This is a genomic window from Syntrophorhabdaceae bacterium, assembly GCA_036504895.1.
Lineage (GTDB): Bacteria > Desulfobacterota > Syntrophorhabdia > Syntrophorhabdales > Syntrophorhabdaceae > PNOM01.
The window spans coordinates 1-20,927 of the sequence record DASXUJ010000102.1; the positions used below are offsets into that span (position 1 = coordinate 1).

Below are 20,927 nucleotides of genomic sequence, written 5' to 3' on the forward strand. Positions count from 1 at the left end.
AGGCACTGCAGGGGAAGAGTGTTTCATTGTCCACGTAAACCCTCTCAAGTGACTGTATTTACAGGCTTATTGTACCACATGGCGTGAAGAGGGTCCAGGGAAAAGAGGGGAATGGAGGGATTATTTCACACGTTCTACGCCGCCGGTCATCCTATGCTCGCCTGGCACCACACCTAGGCCTTCCGGCCAATTCCACCCTCCACCGCAGGCGGCTCCAAAGGTATCACATTAAATCGTCGCCGCGGCACTGCATCGTTTTTATCACATTCATGGTCGGTCACTTCTCGCCGTGGGTCTCGGCGTCGAGGTTTGTCTCGAAACATCTCTCTCGTCAAGCATAGCTATGGGTTCTCTTTAAAGGCTAAACTTGGAACGGTATTCGGAACGTAACTGCAAACATTACGTTCGCACGCTTTCAGGTGGCATTTTCACCGGTGTTTCAATCCTTGAACTTGAAATCAGCATAAAATAAGAGGACAATAGAAATATGCATAGATGTGACGAGAGGGGAACGCACTAACCTGTCGCGCCGATCGATTGCGTTCCCCCTGCGTCTGGACGCTTTCTGCTATGGGAAACTACCAAGTGAAAGAGTGAAGGGTGTCCCTCGCGGGCCCTATCCATTGTCATTCAGGCTTGTGGAAATATCCCTCTGCGTTTCAGGACACAAATGATGGACCTGAGGAAGAGTTGTATTCTGGAAGAGGATTTAAGAAATGCGAGGGTCGCACATTGACACGTTTCAGCGCCTACGAGTTGAGGAGGATGAAACCTCTAACCAAAAGCTAAATGGGCTCGGCTATGAAACGGGCATTCCTATGGAAGTTTTTCATACGGTGAGATAAGGAGGAGCACATATGAAAATACCGAAAAGCTTTAGATGGCAACCCACAGGTAAGACTCTCGGCGCAGGCGGACAGGCTCAGGTTCAGGAGGTTGAGGATTCTTTGGGTGAGTATAGCGGAACTTATGCGCTGAAGGCGCTCGGCAAAGAAAAACCTCCCCAAGCCTATGAAAGATTCTACCGTGAAATAACTGCAATCAAGGTCCTCAAGCACCCATACGTGGTACGAGTCGTTGATTCGTCATCACCTAGTGATGAGTTTCAGTATTACGTGATGGAGTTCGTTGATGGGGCAAGGCCTCTCCAGAGTATCCTTGGTTCTTCAAGCAATCCCTTCTTCTCAAATCCAGTGGCCGCGATAGACCTTTTTGAAAAACTGGCGCAGGCGATATTGGCGTGCGAAAGAAGCGATCCTAAAATCGTTCATCGTGATTTAAGCCCTTCAAACGTCCTCCTGGTTCCAGATGGCAGCATTCGAGTAATAGACTTTGGAATATGCCAAATCGAAGGAGATTCGACCGTCACGCTGGCTGATGAAGGTGTGGGGACCATTAATTACATGGCACCCGAATGTGAGTCCGGAGCCGCGGGCAATATTGGAACGCACTCCGATCTGTATTCCGCAGGCAAGATTCTCTGGTCCGCCGTTACCAGTCAACGAGCTTTTGCTAGGGAGAAACCGGCATTCACCACTAAGTCAATGGCAAAGATATTTCCCGAAAACCCCGATACTTTTCATCTATACCACATTTTCGCTCGTACGATTAGACATGATCCATCGACCAGATGGCATAGCGCTCAAGATGCTATTTCGGAGTGTAGCGCGGTTCGACGACTCATCCTGCACGGTTACCCGCCCTTAGAACAAATCTTCGATTATTGCCCCATCTGCGGTATCGGCACTTTGAAAGATTTCTCCGGAAGCCACATGGTTTTTGGAAATCCGAACCCCAGCGGGATTTATGCTAAGCAATGTGACTACTGCGGCATGTGCATGGCGATAAACGGTAATCGCTTCAGAGAAAACATGAAGGAAAGGGAGTCACTTGAGTAGTCTTGGCGCCGCAGAAAATGGGGACAAATCTTTTTTATTCTTGACGTCTGATTGTTTGCCATTTATCAAGAAAAAAGACTGACCCCGTCCTCTTTCCTTACATATTAGGGAGCATTCTGCGAGACGTAGTTGACCAAAGTAATAAACTCGTTTGGGGGTATGTTCGGGACACCCCTTACTTTTTCACTCCCTTCCTCTCTGAGACCCAAATGGAATCATTTTTCTCTTGCTCATTTTCCCGCCCTCTGATAGTATCCGTAACATTCCACAAAGCATGTAGATAACAGGGTGTTTGCATATGGTGCGCCGGTTCTTCCGGTGGTGCAGGCGTGCAGGTTCACGGCGGCTTTCTATGCATTGCGCCGCTGCGCTGCGGTGGTATACCCGATTATAACAACTGGTAATGGTCCATGACTCCAAGGGAACTGATAGACAGGCTGCCGCTTCTTGCGGGAATATCTGACGAGGCTGCCGAGCACATCCACGACTATCTCACGGTGAGAACCTTTCAGCCGGGGGAGAACGTCTTCATGCGAGGCGAGCCCGGCAATTCCATGTTCGTGATCCTCGAGGGCAGGATTGGGGTAACCCTCACCAACGCCGAGGGGTACGACTATACCATTGCCAACCTGCAGGAAGGAAGTTTCTTCGGTGAGCTGGGGCTCCTTGCGGGAGAGCCGCGCTCGGCCCATTTGAAGGTCCTGACCCCGCTACTTGTCGTGGAAATAGGTCAGGAAGGGTATGCCGGCCTCATCCGGGTTTTTCCGGAGCTCAACGACCGGCTGATGCAGGTCCTGGAAAGACGCGCTTCCAAAAGGAAGATGAAATGGCAGGGAGAGCGGGTAAGGTCGGTGAAAGGGGTAACCCAGAGCCTTGTTCACGCCCGCGATCCATTGAACGAAGAGTGTCTTCCCGGGGTGACCGAATGGGCCGGGGAGCTGAACCGGCTCGTCGGGGAAATAGCCGCCACCGACGCGCACGTGATGATCTCCGGAGAGGCAGGGACGGAAAGGGTCTTTGTCGCCCGGTTGCTGATCTCCAAAAGCGGGGCGAAGGACCTTCCCTTCATCTCCCTGAACTGCTCCACGCCCCCGAAGGTGCACAGGGAGGCCACGCCGACGGCCGTCGGGGACGCCCAGGAGTCGGCCATTTTCGGCCATGTCGCAGGAAGCGCCCCCTATGCCGCGGGATGGAGGCGGGGGTATCTGGAAATAGGCGACACGGGAACGCTCGTCCTCGACCACGTGGAAGATCTGACCCCGAAGGTCCAGGCCCTGCTCCTCGGATACCTGAAGACCAATCGATACTCCCGGGCGGGAAGTGACGAGGAGCGTACGAGCAAGGTCCGTATTATCGCGACCACCACCAGGGATCTGGACGAGGCAGTAGCCCGAGGGAGGTTCAACAAGGAATTGCTCGATCTCCTCAGGGAGAGGAGCATAAAGATCATCCCTTTGCGGGAAAGACGGGAGGACATCCCCGCCCTGGCGCAGGAGTTCCTCGTCAGGTACCGCCGGAGAAACAGGGAGCAGATCGGCAGGTTTTCGAAAGAGGCGATGAACGCCCTTGTCGGCCATGACTGGCCATTGAATTTTGCCGAGCTGAACACGGTGATCAGCCAGGCCGTGGCAGCCTCCCAGGGCAAGACCGTCGAAGAAGAGCATATATTTTTCGACATAAGGTCCTCCCTCGAGCCTGCCGGTGGAATAAATCTTCTCAGTAAGAAAGGCATCGGCGGAGTGCTGCGCCACAGACTATTCCCGGGCGCACTCCGGTATGTGACGGTCCCCCTTTTCCTCTGCCTTGTCTTCTATACCCTCTTCGGCCCCCGGGAGCAGAACCTCGGCAATATCATTGCGTGGGCGCTTCTCTGGCCGGCTCTCCTTCTTTCGGTGGTAGTGAGCGGGAGGGGGTTTTGCGCCTACTGCCCCATCTCGGCGGTCAGTGAAGCATTCGCGTACGGCCGTAGTAAATTCCTCTCTTTGCCGCAGGTGATAAGAAAATACGGGATGTGGGCAGGCATCGCGGCCTTCGTCTCGATCTTTTGGGTCGAGCACGTGACGAAGGCCTTTCTCAACGCCCGCGTGACAGGGGCGGTCTTTCTCTCCATATCGAGCGGCGCGATTATTGCGACCCTCCTCTTCGGCAGGAGGATATGGTGTCTCCACATCTGTCCCATGGGCCGGATGCTGGGCGATCTTGCCGTGCTTTCGGTCGTCGAATTGAGAGCAAACAGCAGGGTGTGCGTCTGGCAGTGCGAAAACCGCGCCTGCCTCAAGGAAAAGAACTGCCCCATGGCGCTCCACCCGTCAGCGGAAAGAACGAGGCATGACTGCATCCTGTGCATGACCTGCGCAAAGAAATGCAAGCAGAAATCGGTTCACCTCGACCTGCTGCCGCCCCATCAACGGGTCCTCGCAATGAAGTCGTGGAGCTTCTCCCGGACCGCCTTCGTGGTCCTTCTCACGGGGTCCGTGCTCGTCTCCCAGGCCCTCGTGTGGCTCGGCAGCCACAAGGAGTTGGGCGTCCTGAAAATCCCCGATATTCATTTCCAGGGGCGGGTCGACTATTTTCTCGCGGGAATAGCCATGACCGCCGGCTATGCCGCCCTCGCATTCCTCGCGTCGAGGGCGCCGGGAGCACGCGCATGGAGCAGGAACTTCGTCCAGGCAGGATACCCCTATCTACCCCTGGCCTTTTTCGGCCTCTTCGACGTCTACTTCGGCCAATTCATCGACCGAGCCCCCCAACTCCTGGCAAGACTTCCGGGCCTGAGCGACATGATGAACGGGTCTTTGACCGGAGCGGGCCTCGCAGTCCTTCACGCTCTTCCGGCGGCCCTCGCCCTGGCGGGAGGCGCCCTTTCCCTTTACCTCCTCAGGAAGCTCCGCGACCAATACCGCATCGACCCCCTCCCCTATCGGCTCCACCAGGCGCTTATCCTCCTGACAAGCCTAGTCTTTGCTTTGGTTTTTTGATCCATTCTTCGCGCTTCTTTTTGCGATCCTACGACCCAAGCGGTCGCTATTCCTCTATCCTCAAGTACTCGCGGTTCCAGGGCCTTCACTTAGACGGGAGGCCGGAATTGACACAAAAGGCCTATCTGCGGCGCCATGCTGTGCCGGTGACCTATGGCGTACGGGCAAGTACGCCGCCGGTCATCCTATGCTCCCCGCTTAGAGCGCCCACTGTTGGCTGACACCACATCTAGGCCTTCCGGCCAATTCCGCCCTCCACGGCAGGCGGCTCCAAAGGTATCACATTAGATCGTCGCCGCGGCACGGCCCCGTTGTCATCATATTCACCGCCGATCACTTCTTGCCGTGAGTCTCGCGCATCGACGTCTGATATCAAGACATCTATGTCGTCAAGCACAGCTATAGGTTTCTTTGAAGGCTAAACTTGAAAAGGCATTCGAGAACGTAATTGCAAACATTATGTTTTAAGCAGCACGCGCCTTGCGTAATACTCCAGCTTTCTATCGGTAGTTTACACTTCGCACCTTGATAATTAAGATACCTGTATCACTGTGTAATTATATGGCTTGTGGTCAGGCATGACAGGGAGATGCGTAACGTTGAGTCTGAATCGGAATATACCGGACCGGTGTTTCCATCGTGTCGCCCGTTTCGTGCGGGTGGGTTATCGGCGCGTGATCGAACGTTCAGGCGCGGTGCCGGCCGCGATCGCGCTCATGTTCATGGCCGTATACGCGCATGCAGGCGAGATTGAGCCGAGGGCATATGTCAATACACCGGTTGGAATCAACTTCCTCCTCGCTGGCTATGCCTATTCGGAGGGCGGGTTGTCAACCCCGGGTTCCGTGCCGGTTCAGGACGCCCAACTCAGGATGAATACCGAAGTCCTGGCGTATGCGCGGACGCTGAATGTGTGGGGCAAATCAGGGAAGTTCGACGTCATATTGCCTTATTCCCAGCTATCAGGAAGGGCAACCGTCGCGGGTCAACCGCGAGAACGTAAAGTTTCCGGGTTCAATGACCCGCTCCTCCGTTTCTCGGTCAATTTCTATGGCGCCCCCGCGCTGTCGGTGCAGGAATTCGCCAAATACAAGCAGGATCTGATCATCGGGGCGAGCGTGCAGGTGTCCGTTCCCCTCGGGCAGTATGACAGGGACAAGGCGGTGAACCTTGGCAATAACCGCTGGTTTGTCAAGCCTGACGTCGGAATCTCCAAGGCCTGGGGGCCGCTTACCCTGGAGCTTTCCTCGGGTGTAACTTTCTTCAGCAATAATAACGACTACTTCGGGGGCAGGACCCTCAAGCAGGACCCCCTCCTGACCACGCAGGTACATGCCACATACAACCTTGGCCGCGGGGTCTGGGCCGCGTTGAGCTGGACTTTCGATTATGGCGGGCAGACAACAATAGATGGGGTGCGAAGCGACAATTCTTCATATAGCAATTCCCGGCTGGGTGGAACGCTTGCATTGCCCGTAAACCGCTACAATTCGATCAAGCTCTTCGGGAGCACAAGCCTAAAAACCACGGCGGGAAGTGATTACGACGCGGTTGGAGTGGCCTGGCAGTACCGCTGGGGCGGTGGGCTCTAACACTCAAGGATTCCTCAAGGTTTCCGGCCATGCAGCATCGGCTGATAAGTAAAGCCCCTGAACAGAAGGCTCACCTTAAATGTTCCATAAGGGGGATGCCCCCGGAAGGCTCCACCAGGGGGTTGTGTGCTTGCGGAGATTATATGCCATATTCGCCGCATCTTCTGCGGATAAGATTGCATTTGCGGAGAATATGATCTATAATATCCGCAAGCGATGCGGAGAATGACAACTTATATTTACGATCTACCATCCTGGCCGGACTTTCATTGGGACCCGAATATTTTGGCTCCTAAATTAGCTCGCGTCCGATACAAGCAAGGCGAATTGATCGGGAGGATGAAATGTCTCGGTTTTGGGCTCCGGGATGAGGCTGTTCTTCACACGCTCACTCTTGATGTGGTTAAATCGAGCGAAATCGAAGGGGAGAATCTGGACGCAGGGCAGGTGCGATCCTCTGTCGCACGTCATTTGGGAATGGATGCGGGAGGATTGCCGCGTCCCTCCAGAGATGTCGACGGTGTGGTGGAGATGATGCTCGACGCCACCCAAAAGTACGACCAGCCTTTAACTAAGGAAAGACTTTTTGCATGGCATGCCTCGCTCTTCCCCACCGGTCGAAGCGGGTTGTATGCAATTAAGGCGGGTGCGTGGCGAGATGATAAATCCGGTCCGATGCAGGTTCATTCCGGCCCGATCGGTCGTGAGCGGGTTCATTTTCAGGGTCTGCCGGCCGGCCGTATAGAAGCCGAGATGGCAAGATTCATGGAATGGTTCAATAATGACGACGGGAATGACCTTGTGCTACGATCATGCATCGCCCATCTATGGTTTGTCACCATCCATCCCTTTGAAGACGGCAACGGACGCATTGTCCGGGCGCTCATGGATATGCTTTTGGCGAGGTCAGAGAAAAGTCCCCGTCGTTTCTACAGCATGTCGGCCCAAATCAGAACCGAAAGGCCAGAATATTACGCCGGTCTGGAAGCTGCACAACAGGGCGATTTGAACATCACGACGAGGCTGGATTGGTTTTTGGATACCCTCAGTGCGGCTCTCGACGGCGCGGGCAACACCCTCTCCCGGGTCTTAAAAAAGGCTGATTTTTGGGAAAAATATGCTCAGGAACCATTTAACCCTCGTCAAAGGGTGGTTCTCAATAAGTTGTTGGAAAACTTTGAAGGAAAGCTCACCGCGGTAAAGTGGGGAAAACTGACGAAGAAATCTGCGGATACCGCATTACGCGATATCACCGATCTGGTAGAACGGGGAATTCTGGTTAAAGATCCCGGCGGTGGAAGAAGCACCAGTTATTCACTGAATTTTCGATATCACTCCGAAGATCGGAATACGCTATTATCGGACAATCGGGACGAAACTCCTTCCTGAGGGCCGGTGTACGCAGAACCTCAAGCCTGGCCCCATTCAGAGGGCAAAAAGAAGTAAAGGAGCCTGGTCCTTCCTTTCTATTTCCGTCATGGGGACACGGGGTGGGAGGGCTTTATCCTCCCTGCTTCGGCTGCGCGCTGTTACCCGCTAAAAAGGTTCGTCGAGCATTCAGTCACCGAACTCGTTCCACCCACCCTTCGGGCGGGTACCCGGCCTCAGACAGCGGTGACTGCCCTTCGGACCATTTCTCGTCACCAAGAGGGTCCCAACGGTGCTCACAAGGCGCAGGGAGGATAAAGCCCTCCCACCCCAGAAACGGGATCGAGGGGGATTATACGTTTACGGAAAGACTGAACTGCTTTTTTCTAAAATGGGTATCCCAGCCTCCGGCCGACATGGACGCTTTTGAGAAGTTTTCTAGCTGGCCGGCTCCGTAAATTTAGACTTGAAACGACGTTATAAATGGAGGACAATAGCAATATTATAATGTGAGCATCGCGATGGGGGAACGGGTAAAGTTTGTCACGCTGGCCAACTACGTCCCCGACTCTCTTGGCGAGAGCCGATCAGTGCTTCCTGAAGTCCTTCTGTTGACTATGTTCAAGGACGCCCTATACTTCTATCAGTAATTAATGGCCTGGGGCATACCAGATGCAAAATGAAGATCGAATAAATGAGCAATCTACCGGCGAACTATCAAGGATGCGGAAGAGACTTGTCGAACTGGAGAGACTCGCAGCCGAGCATGAAGACACGGTAGAGACGCTTACGCGGTGCCAGGAAGAATATCGCGTCATTTTAGAGAACACCCTCGATGCGATCTTTCTTACTGATCCAACTGCCAACGGAAAGATACTATTTGCAAACCAGGAAGCGCGCCGGATGTTCGGTTTTATCGAAGAAGAGATAGTGGAAGGGGATCGGGACACTATTTTCGATACCGGTGATCCCCGCCTGGCGGATATGCTTAAGGCACGTGAACGCGGAGAGACGTTCAGGGGAGACTTGACCTGTAAACGCAAAGACGGCACCCTTTTCCCCGGGGAGTGGTCTTCCAGCACGTTCAAGAATAGGAAAGGCCATCCGAGGGCAGTTACAGTCGTGCGGGACATGACGGAGCAGAAACGGGCAGAGGAGTTACTAAGACAAGCAAACAAGAGATACCAGACGACCATGGAGACCATCTCGGACGGCTTCGTCTCCTTCGACAAAGAATGGCGCTATACATACATTAACGAGGCGGCATCGAGACTTCTCGGATATCCACGAGAGGAACTGATCGGACAAAACCCCTGGGAGGCCTTTCCCGAATCACCGCACCTGGCGTTCTACACCCAGTTTACCCACGCCTGCAACAAGGGCACGCCGGTTCACTTTGAAGAGTATTATCCCTCCCCGCTCAACCGCTGGTTTGAATGCCACTGCTACCCGGAACCGGAAGGCCTTTCCGTCTATTTCCGGGATATAACTGATCGCAAGGGGATAGAGGAAGTCCTCCAAAGGGCCCATGATGAACTTGACTTAAAGGTAAAGGAGCGTACCGCGGAGCTGAGTAAGGCATACGACGCCCTCAGGGCCGAGACAGAGGAGCGCCGCAGGATGGGGGAACAGCTGCAGCAGGCGCAAAAGATGGAGGCCATCGGCACTCTCTCGGGGGGAATTGCCCATGACTTCAACAATATCCTCGGCGGCATCATCGGCTTCACGGAGATGGTTATGGAGGACACACCGCCCGATAATCCCTCGTACCGCCACTTGGAGCTTATACTCAAGAGCGGGCTCAGGGCTCGCGACCTTGTGAGGCAAATCCTTGCATTCAGCCGCAAGACGGAGCAGAAGAGGGAACCCGTCTCTCTCTCGCCGCTGGTCTCGGAAACGCTGAAACTACTCAGGGCATCCATGCCCACCACCATAAGAATCACGGTGAATATCGACGTAAAATCAGATACGGTCCTTGCAAGCCCTTCCGAACTGCAGCAGATCGTAATGAACCTCTCCACCAATGCCGCATACGCCATGAAGGATGCGGGCGGTGAGTTAGAGGTAACGCTTGCCGAGAGAGAGGTCACGTCCGGCCCCATACCTGCTCCCGGACCATACGTTGAGCTTGCCGTAAGAGATACGGGGACAGGCATTGACCACGCGGTAATGACAAGGATATTCGAACCCTTCTTTACCACGAAGGAAGTGGGTCAGGGAACCGGCATGGGACTCTCCGTTGTCTACGGGATCGTGAAGAGCTTAAACGGCGATATCAGCGTCGAGAGCGCGCCCGGAATCGGCTCCACATTCCGGGTTCTCCTCCCCAGGATTGCAGAAACGGTATCTCACGAAGTCGTTCACGAGATCCCGCGAGGCAAGGAGCGTATTCTTTTCGTCGATGACGAGGAGGTTTTGGCGGAATTGGGCAAAGGCGTGCTCGAACGGCTCGGCTATAGCGTAACTGCCATAACGGACAGCAGGGAAGCGCTTGAAGTTTTTTCGAAAACGCCATCGGAGTTCGATCTTGTGCTCACGGACCAGACAATGCCCTGGATCGCGGGGATCACCTTGGCACAAGAACTCCTCAAAATACGAGGCGACGTACCCATTATCCTCGCCACCGGGCACAGCGATTCCGTCTCGGCGGAAAAAGCGAATGACATGGGGATCAGGGAATACCTAATGAAGCCTCTCGTCAGGCAGGAACTGGCTATTGCGGTCCGTCGCGTATTGGATGCGAAGGCAAAAAAATGAAAGGTGGGTTGGTAAGAATCAAGGTCTGAACCAAATAGTTGTGTTGTGCCAAAAAGGTTTGACGCTTTCTTTCTTGTGGCATTCCACCCTTCTCGACTTTAACTGCTCCTAACGCTTCGTAGGTGTGCTGTCATGTATAGCATTTAAGATACCCTCTCTTCCCCCCACACTTTTTCTTGCGTCGCTCCGCCCGATCGATTCCTTCGATTTCCCCCTACGGGGCTTTTCGCCCGGCATCCATATTATTCATCGGATAGTTGCCGGGCTGCGCTGACCGGAGCATGGCGGCGAAGATGGGACATCCTTCTCGATTCACCGTCCGTCCAAGTGATCAGGCCGCTTCGTATTGTTGTTTCTTGCCAATTGGCGCGGCGGCGTGTATCCTTATGCGTGGAGGGCACATGAGAAAGGCTTTTCTCCTTCGGGTCCAGGAGGCTGCATCCATGCAGCGTTGGAACGACAAGATCCGGCCTGTGGAGCTTCGGGAGCTTGACAAGCAGGCTCATAAGATGATCATTGCTTATTTTCTGGGCAAGTTCGAGGAGGACCGGCCTGATTTCTCGTGGGCCGAGGTTATCGATGGGGGGCTCTTCGAATTCCTCCAGCGCCTTGTGCTCACCGACCTGAAGCCCCAGGTCTTCGACCGGATCAAGTTGGACCAGGCAAAATATGACGAGCTCAATGAGTGGGTCTTTACGAGCCTGGAACCGATCCTCTCGCCCCTCGGTCCCGACCTCAACTGGAAATTCCGCTCCTACTTCAAGGAACGGGACAATACCATCAACAAGCGGGTCTTGAGCGCCGCCCACTTTTACGCCACCCAGTGGGAATTCAACATCATCGAGCGGGCAAACCCGGAAGGGCATGAGATCCAGCACATCAAGCGCCTGCTCCGGGAGAAGCAGGAGGGATACTACGACCTCATCGGCATTCAGCAGCTTGCCCTGTGGGCGAAGTACCGGAACTTCATCGACCTCTGCGGACAGCTCCGGTTTCAGCTTCGGTGGGGGCATGTGAACATGGTGCCCCGGACCGCCGTGCTGGGCCATATGCTTGCGGTGGCGCTTTTCTCCTACCTTTTCTCCCGGGAGATCGGCGCCTGCCCCCGGCGGTGCGTGAACAATTACTTCACCGGGTTGTTCCACGACCTGCCGGAGGTGCTCACCCGGGACATCATCTCCCCGGTCAAGCGCTCCATCGGCGGGCTTGAAGAGCTGATAAAGGGCTACGAGAGGGAGCAGATGGAGCTCGAGGTCTATAACCTCATCCCCGATGCGTGGCATGAGGAGATGTCCATGTTCACCGACGACGAGTTCATAAGCCGGGTGACGCTGGAGGGACAGGTCCGGCAGATCGTTTCGGAGGAGATCTGCGCCCGTTACAACAAGGACGAATATAATCCCCGGGACGGGACGATCGTCAAGGCAGCGGACGACCTCGCCGCCTTCGTGGAGGTCTACACCTCCATGGAGAACGGGATTACCTCGAAATACCTGCAGGATGCAAAAAAACGGTTTCTCGAAGATTACCGGGATAAGACCATTGCGGGCATACACTTCGGGGAGCTCTACGCAGACTTCTAGGCTCCCCGTCCGATGCCTATAAAAGACTGCGATCTCATGAAGGCGGCGTTGAGCCGCATCAACCGATCTGCTCGCTGAGATACATTTGCACGCCAACCTGCTCGATCTGGTCAAGCTGGGCTTCTATCCAGTCTATATGACCCTCCTCTTCCGTGAGGATGGACTGAAGGAGCTCGCGGGTGCCGTTGTCGCCCATCTCGACAGCGAGGCGAATGCTTTCGTTATAGCCCTTGATCGCCCCTGACTCGGCGCCGTGGTCGTTCTGGTGCATCTCCGGCACATGACCTCCTATAAAAATAGGGGTGAGGTTGCTCACGGTAGGGCGGCCCTCCAAAAAGAGGATGCGCTCGATCAGTTTCTCCGCGTGCTTCATCTCCACTATGGCGCGTTCGCGGATGGTTCCGTGGAGCCGTATGTATTTCCAGTTCTCACACATTTCGGCATGGACCATGTACTGGTTTATGGCAGACAACTCTTCTGCCAGACGTGCGTTAAGGTGTTCGATCACCCTCTCGTTTCCTTTCATGGGGAGTCCTCCTCTCTCTGTTTGATTTCCGCCGCTCCTATGCTGAAGGCCTCTATTCACGACGGGATACACACATAAAGGTATATAATCAGGAACTCCGTTCCGGTCAAGGCGCTTGGGAGTGCGTATCGGATGAGAATTCGGCAAAAGCCTGGCGACGGGATAAGAGAGGGCTTAAGGTCTTACGGGCGCGGGTACGAGAGGGGAGGAGGGTCCCGGCGCAAGGGGGACGTAGCTGCCTTTATTGTCGGGCATTCCATAAGGCAGAGGCACGACCACGTCGGACTGTCCGTTGGAGTTGGAGGGAGCGACGATGGTTGACGTATCCGGCAGACCCCTTCTGATCTGCACGCCGCCCTTTGTAAGGTCTTCTTTAGTGAGGCCGCCCTTCACTATCTCGGCTGCCGTAATGTTATCCACATATTCCGAAGTCGCGGCGGCGGCTTCCCTCTGGTTCTTGATGACGTGGGGGGTGAGAAGGATGATGATCTCCACCCTGCTCGTCTTCCTGTGCCTGTTCCCGAAGAGGTATCCCAGGATGGGGATATTCCTGAGGTATGGGATGCCCGAGCTGTCCCTCGTGTTATCCTCCCTGATAAGGCCGCCTATGATGATGGTCTGGCCGTCCTGGACCACGAGGCTCGACGAGGCCTCGGTCTTGTCGAGGATGATCTGCGTCTCGTTCGCGTAGAGGGTGATCGTCTCGAAGGTGGAGACTTCCTGGCTCATCTCCAGGGTCACGAGGCCGCTCGCGTTGATCTGGGGCTTCACCTTCAGGATTATACCGATATCCTTGTATTGCACGGTCCTCTGGGGCGCCACGGTCGTGGAGCCGTAGGTCTCCGACGTGATCAGCGGTACCTGCTGGCCCACCTGGATACGGGCTTCCCGGTTATCGCTGACAAGAATATGGGGCGCGGCAAGGAGCTTGGCCTTGGAATCGCTGGCGAGGGCGTTCACGTAGGCCCGGACCAGGCCGTTGGAGTCAGCCCCGATAAAGGTAAATCCACTGCCGGCTAGTTTGGTCGGATCGGCGATTCCGGCGGCTTGCGCTGTCAGTGTGCTCTGGTTAAGTGATATGGGGCCCTGAATGCGATCCGATCCTATATTGAATTTAAGGTTCATGGAATAGGCGAGACCCAGGGTCAGCTCGTCGGTCAGGCTGATCTGGGCGATTACCCCCTCGATCACGACCTGCCGCGGGGTGATGTCGATCTTTACGATCGTCTCCTTGATCAGCTCGTAATCTTCGGGCGTGGCGAGGACTATGACCGAGTTTATGATGTCGTCATGGAAGATCCTCGTGATCTCCGATACGAGCATCTCCTGGCCTGGCATCCTTCCTGCCTGGTACCCCATCATGGACGGCTGGGCCATTGAGGGGGTCGGCATTGCGCCGGTCGAGGGTCCCGTGGTGAGTCCCCCCGTGGCCGGCCGTGCCCCGGAGGTGCCGGTGGAGAGGGAGGCCCCGGTCATGGGCGTGGTACCCGTCATGCCTGACATGCCCGGTCTCGCGCCTAAGAATATCTGGTTCAGAAGGTTCGCGATGTCCCTGGCCTTTCCGCTCTGGACCTGGTACACGTAGACCGTGGCCCGCTTCTTCTTCTGTTTCTCATTGTCGAATGTCTCGATGAGGCTGAGGATCCTCCGCACGCTCGCATCCGTGTCGACGATAATAATCTGATTGCTCTTCGGTACGTCGAGTACCACGGCATTTGCGGAAAGGAAAGGGGTGATGAGCTTCACCACCTCCGTTGACTGAAGGAAGGTAATGGGCACGACCTGGATGATCGATTTCCCTTCGACTATTATTTTGGCGGGGTCCCGTCCGAAAGCCACGGGAGAGGGCTCCCGCGCCACTTCAGCGAGGGGCACAATGCGGTAGAGGCCCGCGTCCTCCACCACGCCGATCGCGTTCAGCCTCAGGATCACTTCCATTACCTGAAGGACCTGATTTTTCGGAATGGGCGCCACGGAGCGGAAGGTGACCCTGCCCTTGATCCTGGGGTCGATCACATAATTCACCCTGAGAATATCGCCGAAGACAGTCTGGATCACGGAAAATACATCCGCGTCATCGAAATTGAGGCTGATCATGCCGCCCTGGGCCTGTGCGGAAGAAGCAGGGGAGGGCCGACGTGGTGCGGGCGCCGGAGGCGGTGTTCCGGGAGCCGGGGGACCCTGGATGGCCCGTGACGGCGGTACGGCCGGGGGACCCTGTACCGGCGGCGGGGGTGTCGCGCGTCGCGCGGGCTGGCCCGGCTGTACGGTTCCCGGTTGGGGTGCGCCAGGCGCCGCGGGTGCAGGCGGCACAGGTCGAACACCGGGCTGCGGAACAGGGGCCGGTTGAAGGGGCACGGGAATTTGCGGTGAAGCGGGTGCGGGGCCGGCAGTTTGATTCTGTCCCGGGGCGATAGCCTGGTTCTGGACCTGCGCGGGCTGAGGTGCCTGGCCCTGGGCTGCCTGTGGATTTGGAGCGCCTTGTGCCTGCGGAGTTTGCACCTGTTGCGGCGAAGTTATCTGTTGGTTTTGAACGGGTTGCGAGATTTGGAGCTGGGCAAGCCGGATGTTCCGGGATTGGGGGGCAGTGGGTGCGATAAGATCCGACGCGAAATGCGCGGTCCCTTCTTTCCCGGGTGTCTCCGAGGCGGCGCCATAGGAAAAACAGAGGCTTAAGACCGTCCCGAGGAGAATCACTCCCCAGATTCCTTTGAAACGTCTCTTACGCAGGCCGTCCCCCTTAAAGTAAACTAAAAGTAATGCATCTCGTGAATAAAGTCAAATAGGGTATAGCTTTAGCAGGGCAGGGCCTCCAAGGGGTCTATATCGCCAAATTATCCCTTTTTTTCTCAAAATGGGGGTTTTCATCACATCTCACGCTTCACCCAGCTCTCCCCATAGGACCATTCAAGCTCTTCCTAATCCCAGCTCGTCACATCCTTATCTTCACCTTCGCCGCCCGCGGTCCCATCCCTTCCATAGGAAGAAATATCATATTCTCCATGGGTGCCGGGACACTGGTAATTATAGGGTTTTCCCCATGGGTCCGCGGGAAGGGCCTTCTTGAGGTAGGGCCCGTCCCAATTTTCGGTACCGGGATTGGCAACAAGGGCGTTCAAGCCTTCCTGGGAGGTGGGATAGCGGCCTACGTCCAGGCGGAACTGGTCCAGGGACTGGCCCAACAGCTCGATCTGGGCCTTTGCCGCGGCCTGTTTTCCCTTTCCCAGTTTGGGAAAAAGCTTAGGGCCCACCAGGGCTGCGAGGAGTCCTATAATCACCATGACGACAAGAAGTTCAACAAGGGTAAAACCGCGTCTATCTGTTCTCCTGATCTTCCTGATGAGCATTTTTTGCCTCCATTTGTAATTAATAAGTATAATTAGCAGGGGATATTTGTCAACCCATGACAGCGGTTCCGCCTGCTTCGACCCCTTCTCCCTCTTGAATGACCGGGAACCGCGGGTCAGGGCTGGGTCTCGTTCTGGCTCCCTTTCGCCTGCTCGGGCAGAAAGGAAAAATCCTCGTTCGGGTACAAGGTCAGGGCCTTTGACATGAATTCTATCCAGATGGGCAGCGCTGCCGTGCCGCCTGATTCTTTATTTCCCAAATATGCCTTTTTGTCGAAGCCCACCCATACGGCGCAGAGCAGGTTGGGAGAAAAACCGATGAACCATGCGTCCCTGAACTCGTCGGTAGTCCCCGTCTTGCCTGCGAGCGAGTAAGGCATCCCGGCCGCAGCCCTCGCGGTGCCCCGCTTGACCACCCCTTTCATGATATCCACCAGGGAGAGGGCCACCTCGGGTGCGACTACCACCTCACCGTGGACCTCTTCGACATACTTCTCCTCCCCTTCAGTGGTGGCTACCCTTTTCACCGCGACAGGGGGCATATAGATGCCGCCCCTGGCGATTGCCGCATAGGCGTTGGCCAGGTCAAGGGGGGCGATCTCGGTAGTCCCCAAAGCGAGGGAGAGGTTCGGCTGAAAGTTGGCATCGATATGGAGCCTTTTTGCGAGGTCGATCACGTTATCGAGGCCGGTTTTTTCGAGGAGCCGCACCGTCGCTGTATTGAGGGAGGCCTCGAGGGCCCTGCGCATGGTCACGTCGCCCATATACTGGTTCTTGTAGTTCCTGGGGCTCCACACGGTATGGGTATAGGGGTTGGTAAAGGACAGGGGGCCGTCGCGCAGTATGGTGTCCGGCTTAAAGCCCTTTTCCAAAGCCGCGAGATAGATGATCGGCTTGAAGGAAGAGCCCGGTTGTCTCTTGGCCTGGACCGCCCTGTTGAAGGGGGAGGTGGAGAAGTCTTTCCCGCCTATCAAGACTTTCAGCTCCCCGGTCTTTACCTCTATGGCGATGACGGCGACCTCGGGGATCTCCTTGGCGCCGGGGTTTCTGTTTTTATAGAGCTCCACCCCTTTCTGTATCGCCTCGTAGGCATATTCCGTCATTTTGAGGTTTACGGTCGTTTTCACGTTAAGGCCCGTGGTGTAGATCTCCTGGGGTTCGGTCACGTATTCTTCGAGCATCTGCTTCACATACTCGATGAAATAGCCGTTTTTCTTTTCATATGCCCGGAAGGGCGCCACGGTGAGGGGGGTTTTCACTGCCTTGGCGTAAGAATTCCTGGGAATAAAACCTGCCTCCTGCATCCGAAAGAGGACGGTGTTTCTCCTTTCGAGGGCCCTTGTCGGGGCTTTGAAGGGAGAGAGCCTCGAAGGCGATTTGGTAAGGGCCGCGAGGGTGGCGCATTCCTCCAGGGTCAGCTCCTTTGCCCTTTTGTGGAAGTAGGTATATGCCGCGGCTTCGACCCCGTGGGCCCCTTCACCGAGATAGATGAGGTTGAGGTACATGTTGAGTATCTCGTCCTTTGAGTAGGAGCGCTCGATCTGTATGGCGAGGACCGCCTCTTCTATTTTCCTCTTGAAGGTCTTCTGCTGGCTCAGGTAGAGGTTACGGGCGAGCTGCTGGGTAATGGTGGAAGCCCCTTCGCTGATGCCCCGTTTCATGAGGTTCCTGAATGCAGCCCTGCCTATGCCCCTGACATCGATGCCGAAATGGCTGTAAAACCGCACGTCCTCGATGGCGATAAAGGCATATTTCAGGTTATAAGGCATCTCCGTAATGGGAATGGGAAGCCTTTTCTCCACGAAAAGCTCGGAATAGAGGGTGCCGTCATCCGAGTAGAGCCTGGTCGATGATTTCGGCTTGTAGCTTTCGAGCTGCTTCACGTCCGGTATTTCAAGGTAATTGACGAGGGCGTAGCCGAAGCCCGCGCCGAAGACGGCCGGCAGGAGGAGAAAGAGGATAGTCAGTTTTATAACCCTTGAATACATGCCGGGCATATTATACTTTATATGCGCCCATGTTATCAAACAAGACCAAAATCCTTGCCGTTGTAGGCCCCACGTGCACAGGGAAGTCGGCCCTCGCCCTCACGCTGGCCGCGCAATTTGACGCAGAGATCATCAATGCCGATTCCATGCAGGTCTACCGTCATTTCACGATCGGCACCGCAAAGCCGGACACGGTCGTGCTCGGCGCAATCCCCCACCACCTTATCGATATCGCCGAGGCGGAAGAAGATTTCAATGCGGCCCTCTTTGTGGAAAAAGCCGACCGCGCAATCTCGGAGATTACGGCCCGGGGGAAGCTCCCTATCCTTGTGGGAGGCACCGGCCTCTACCTGAGGGCCCTTACCTACGGCCTTTTCAAAGCGCCCTCGGACACGGCAATCCGGGAAGAGCTGAGGGATGAATACGACAGGGACCCCCTCGGCTTCTATGAAAGGCTTAAGGAAATAGATTATGCCTACGCCATGAGGATCAGTTTTAAAGACCGGGTGAGGGCGGTGCGGGCCATGGAGGTATTTCGCCTTACCGGGAGCCCCATGTCGGAGCTTGAAAAGGAGCACGGATTCCGGGAAGCCCGATACGACATGCTCAAGATCGGTCTCACGGGAGAAAGGGAAGAACTTTACAGGAGGATCAACGGAAGAGTGGAGGAGATGCTCGAACGGGGCTGGGTGGAGGAGGTAAAGGGTCTGATTGCCATGGGCTATGATGAAGCGGCCAAGCCCTTCGGGAGCATCGGATACCGGGAGATCCTCCTTTATATAAAGGGTGAAATCCCTTACGAGGTTATGGTAGAAGATATCAAGAAGCATACGCGCCATTACGCGAAAAGGCAGGTTACCTGGTTTTCCAAGGAGAAGGAAGTGAACTGGTTCAGTTACCCCAGGCAGACCAGGGCGATCGAAGAGAAAATAAAGGAGTTTTTGGGCTCATGGAGCTGAAGAGCATTATCGAGGCAATTCTCTTCTCCTCGGCGAGACCGGTATCGCTCAGGTATCTCACCAGGAAATTGAGCGATTTCCCCCCTGATGACGTGGCGCGGGCGCTCAGCGACCTCACCCAGGAATATTACGCGTCCGGGCGCGCCATGGTGATCCAGGAGGTGGCGGGCGGCTTTCAAATGAGGACCAGGCCGGACTACCGCGAATGGGTGACGAGGTTCGTGAGGGAAAAAGAAGTGGGCCTCACGAAATCCCTTCTCGAAGTGCTCTCCATTATTGCCTATAAACAACCGATCTCCAAGCGCGAGATCGATCAGATGCGGGGGGTCGATTCGTCGCGCGCCATAAAGATCCTCCTCGAGCGGCATCTCATCGAGCTCGGGGGCAGGCTCGACGACGTGGGTAAACCCGTAGGCTTCAGGACCACCCACAACTTCCTCGAGACCTACGGCCTCAAGAACCTCGCAGATTTACCTACCTTCAAGGAAGTGGAAGCATTGGAAAGCTGACTTTTCCCAGACAAAGTCGGCTCAAGTCCCACTGTGAGAGCCCCACCCGCAGGCGCTTCAGGACCACCCACCACTTTCTCTGAAACATTAACTAAAGAATTTCCCGAATTTGCCGATATCCAAAGAGGTGGAATAATTGGAGCGCTGATTCTTTCTCGTATGAAGGCTGCTTAAGCCCTCCCGTTCGAGAGAAGGAGCCCCAAGGGGCAAGTCCCTGAAGCAATCGAGTCCCGACCACCAGGTATGCGGGAATCGAGCATGATGAGCACGCATAAATTCTCCGCGGACGTATAGCTCGCACCGCGAGCGAGACGGGGAGGCTCGGTCGGCTTTTGCCGACCGAGGGGGCGACGTGATCCCCTTAAATTGTAGGAGGTTTTCTTTGTGGATATTTCCGAATTACTGATTTTTGCCGTGGAGAACCAGGGGTCCGACCTCCACGTGAGCGCCGGCGAGCAACCCTTTATAAGGATACATGGTGAGATGAGAAAGGTCGAGGTGGAGAACCTCGATAAGGAGACCGTGCACAACATGGTCTACGGCATCCTCAACGACCAGCAGCGCAAGGCCTACGAAGAGCACCTCGAGCTCGACTTCTCCTTTGCCCTGGGGGAATACGGGAGGTTCAGGGGGAATGTGTTCAAACAGGAGCGCGGGGACGCGGCAGTATTCAGGTCGATCCCGAACAAGATCCCCACTTTCGAAGAGCTGGGCCTGCCAAAGACCCTCATGGAGATCGCCCGCCTGGAAAAAGGGCTTGTCCTCGTGACGGGACCCACGGGGAGCGGGAAATCGACGACCCTGGCCACCATGGTCGACCTCATCAACACGGAGAGCAAGGGGCACATCATTACCATAGAAGACCCCATCGAATTCGTCCACACCTCGAAGAGCTGCCTCGTAAACCAGAGGGAACTGGGCCCTCATACGAAAAGCTTCGCCAATGCCCTTCGAAGCGCGCTCCGTGAAGACCCGGACGTGATACTCGTGGGCGAGCTTCGCGACCTGGAAACCATATCGCTGGCCCTGACCGCCGCGGAAACGGGCCATCTCGTCTTCGGGACCCTCCACACGAGCGGCGCGCCCAGCACGGTGGACAGGGTGATCGACGTATTCCCCGCTGCCCAGCAGAACCAGGTACGCTCCATGTTCGCCGAGTCCGCCCAGGCGGTGGTGACCCAGGCCCTCTTCAAGCGAAAGGACGGCAAGGGCCGTGTCGCCTCCTTCGAGATCCTCCTCGGAAGTCCCGCGGTACGGAACCTTATAAGAGAAGGGAAGATCTTCCAGATCCTTTCCATCATGCAGACGAGCAAGGCTATGGGGATGCAGACCATGGAGGCCGCGGTGCAGGACCTCATTGCGAGAAACATCGTGAACCGGGAGGAAGTCTCCTTCTATCTCTCAAACAAGCTGCAGAGGTAA

General features: G+C 55.6%; 13 protein-coding genes. 9 read left to right on the top strand and 4 right to left on the bottom strand.

What is annotated here, in order from left to right:
• The first annotated feature begins 857 nt into the window (after positions 1–857).
• The 6 genes from VGJ94_14545 (at position 858) to VGJ94_14570 (ending at position 12,176) form a co-directional block, all read left to right on the top strand.
• Positions 858–1,898, top strand: coding sequence for a serine/threonine-protein kinase (locus VGJ94_14545; protein ID HEY3277833.1), 1,041 nt, complete (start codon positions 858–860; stop codon positions 1,896–1,898).
• 410 nt (positions 1,899–2,308) lie between these two features.
• Positions 2,309–4,876, top strand: coding sequence for a sigma 54-interacting transcriptional regulator (locus tag VGJ94_14550; GenBank protein HEY3277834.1), 2,568 nt, complete (start codon positions 2,309–2,311; stop codon positions 4,874–4,876).
• 674 nt (positions 4,877–5,550) lie between these two features.
• Entirely contained in the window at positions 5,551–6,468 is a 918-nt protein-coding gene (locus VGJ94_14555) for a transporter (GenBank protein ID HEY3277835.1), read from the top strand.
• 225 nt (positions 6,469–6,693) lie between these two features.
• Entirely contained in the window at positions 6,694–7,857 is a 1,164-nt protein-coding gene (locus tag VGJ94_14560; protein HEY3277836.1) for a Fic family protein, read from the top strand.
• A 702-nt stretch (positions 7,858–8,559) separates the two neighbouring features.
• Complete coding sequence (locus VGJ94_14565; GenBank protein ID HEY3277837.1) at positions 8,560–10,593, top strand: PAS domain S-box protein; 2,034 nt, start codon at positions 8,560–8,562, stop codon at positions 10,591–10,593.
• Positions 10,594–10,994: 401 nt separating this feature from the next.
• Positions 10,995–12,176 carry an HD domain-containing protein gene (locus VGJ94_14570; GenBank protein ID HEY3277838.1) on the top strand — a complete coding sequence of 394 codons (1,182 nt, stop codon included), beginning with the start codon at positions 10,995–10,997 and terminating at the stop codon, positions 12,174–12,176.
• Positions 12,177–12,234: 58 nt separating this feature from the next.
• Here the strand turns inward: VGJ94_14570 and bfr are convergent, their stop codons facing one another.
• The 4 genes from bfr to VGJ94_14590 all read right to left on the bottom strand — a co-directional run bounded on the left by bfr (position 12,235) and on the right by VGJ94_14590 (position 18,037).
• Positions 12,235–12,702 carry a bacterioferritin gene (bfr, locus tag VGJ94_14575; GenBank protein HEY3277839.1) on the bottom strand — a complete coding sequence of 156 codons (468 nt, stop codon included), beginning with the start codon at positions 12,700–12,702 and terminating at the stop codon, positions 12,235–12,237.
• A 174-nt stretch (positions 12,703–12,876) separates the two neighbouring features.
• Positions 12,877–14,799, bottom strand: coding sequence for a secretin N-terminal domain-containing protein (locus VGJ94_14580; protein ID HEY3277840.1), 1,923 nt, complete (start codon positions 14,797–14,799; stop codon positions 12,877–12,879).
• An 821-nt stretch (positions 14,800–15,620) separates the two neighbouring features.
• Positions 15,621–16,049 (bottom strand): type II secretion system major pseudopilin GspG, encoded by a 429-nt coding sequence (gene gspG / locus VGJ94_14585; protein ID HEY3277841.1) that lies wholly within the window; start codon positions 16,047–16,049, stop codon positions 15,621–15,623.
• 116 nt (positions 16,050–16,165) lie between these two features.
• Positions 16,166–18,037 (bottom strand): PBP1A family penicillin-binding protein, encoded by a 1,872-nt coding sequence (locus VGJ94_14590; GenBank protein HEY3277842.1) that lies wholly within the window; start codon positions 18,035–18,037, stop codon positions 16,166–16,168.
• Positions 18,038–18,066: 29 nt separating this feature from the next.
• On the opposite strand from VGJ94_14590, the gene miaA reads away from it, so the two are divergent.
• The 3 genes from miaA to VGJ94_14605 all read left to right on the top strand — a co-directional run bounded on the left by miaA (position 18,067) and on the right by VGJ94_14605 (position 20,927).
• A complete protein-coding gene (gene miaA / locus VGJ94_14595; protein ID HEY3277843.1) occupies positions 18,067–18,996 on the top strand; it encodes a tRNA (adenosine(37)-N6)-dimethylallyltransferase MiaA in 930 nt (309 codons plus the stop codon).
• A complete protein-coding gene (gene scpB / locus VGJ94_14600; protein HEY3277844.1) occupies positions 18,987–19,505 on the top strand; it encodes an SMC-Scp complex subunit ScpB in 519 nt (172 codons plus the stop codon). The genes miaA and scpB overlap by 10 nt, the downstream gene beginning before the upstream one ends.
• A 384-nt stretch (positions 19,506–19,889) precedes the next feature.
• The gene (locus VGJ94_14605; protein HEY3277845.1) at positions 19,890–20,927 is read left to right on the top strand and encodes a type IV pilus twitching motility protein PilT; all 1,038 of its coding nucleotides are present in this window, start codon (positions 19,890–19,892) and stop codon (positions 20,925–20,927) included.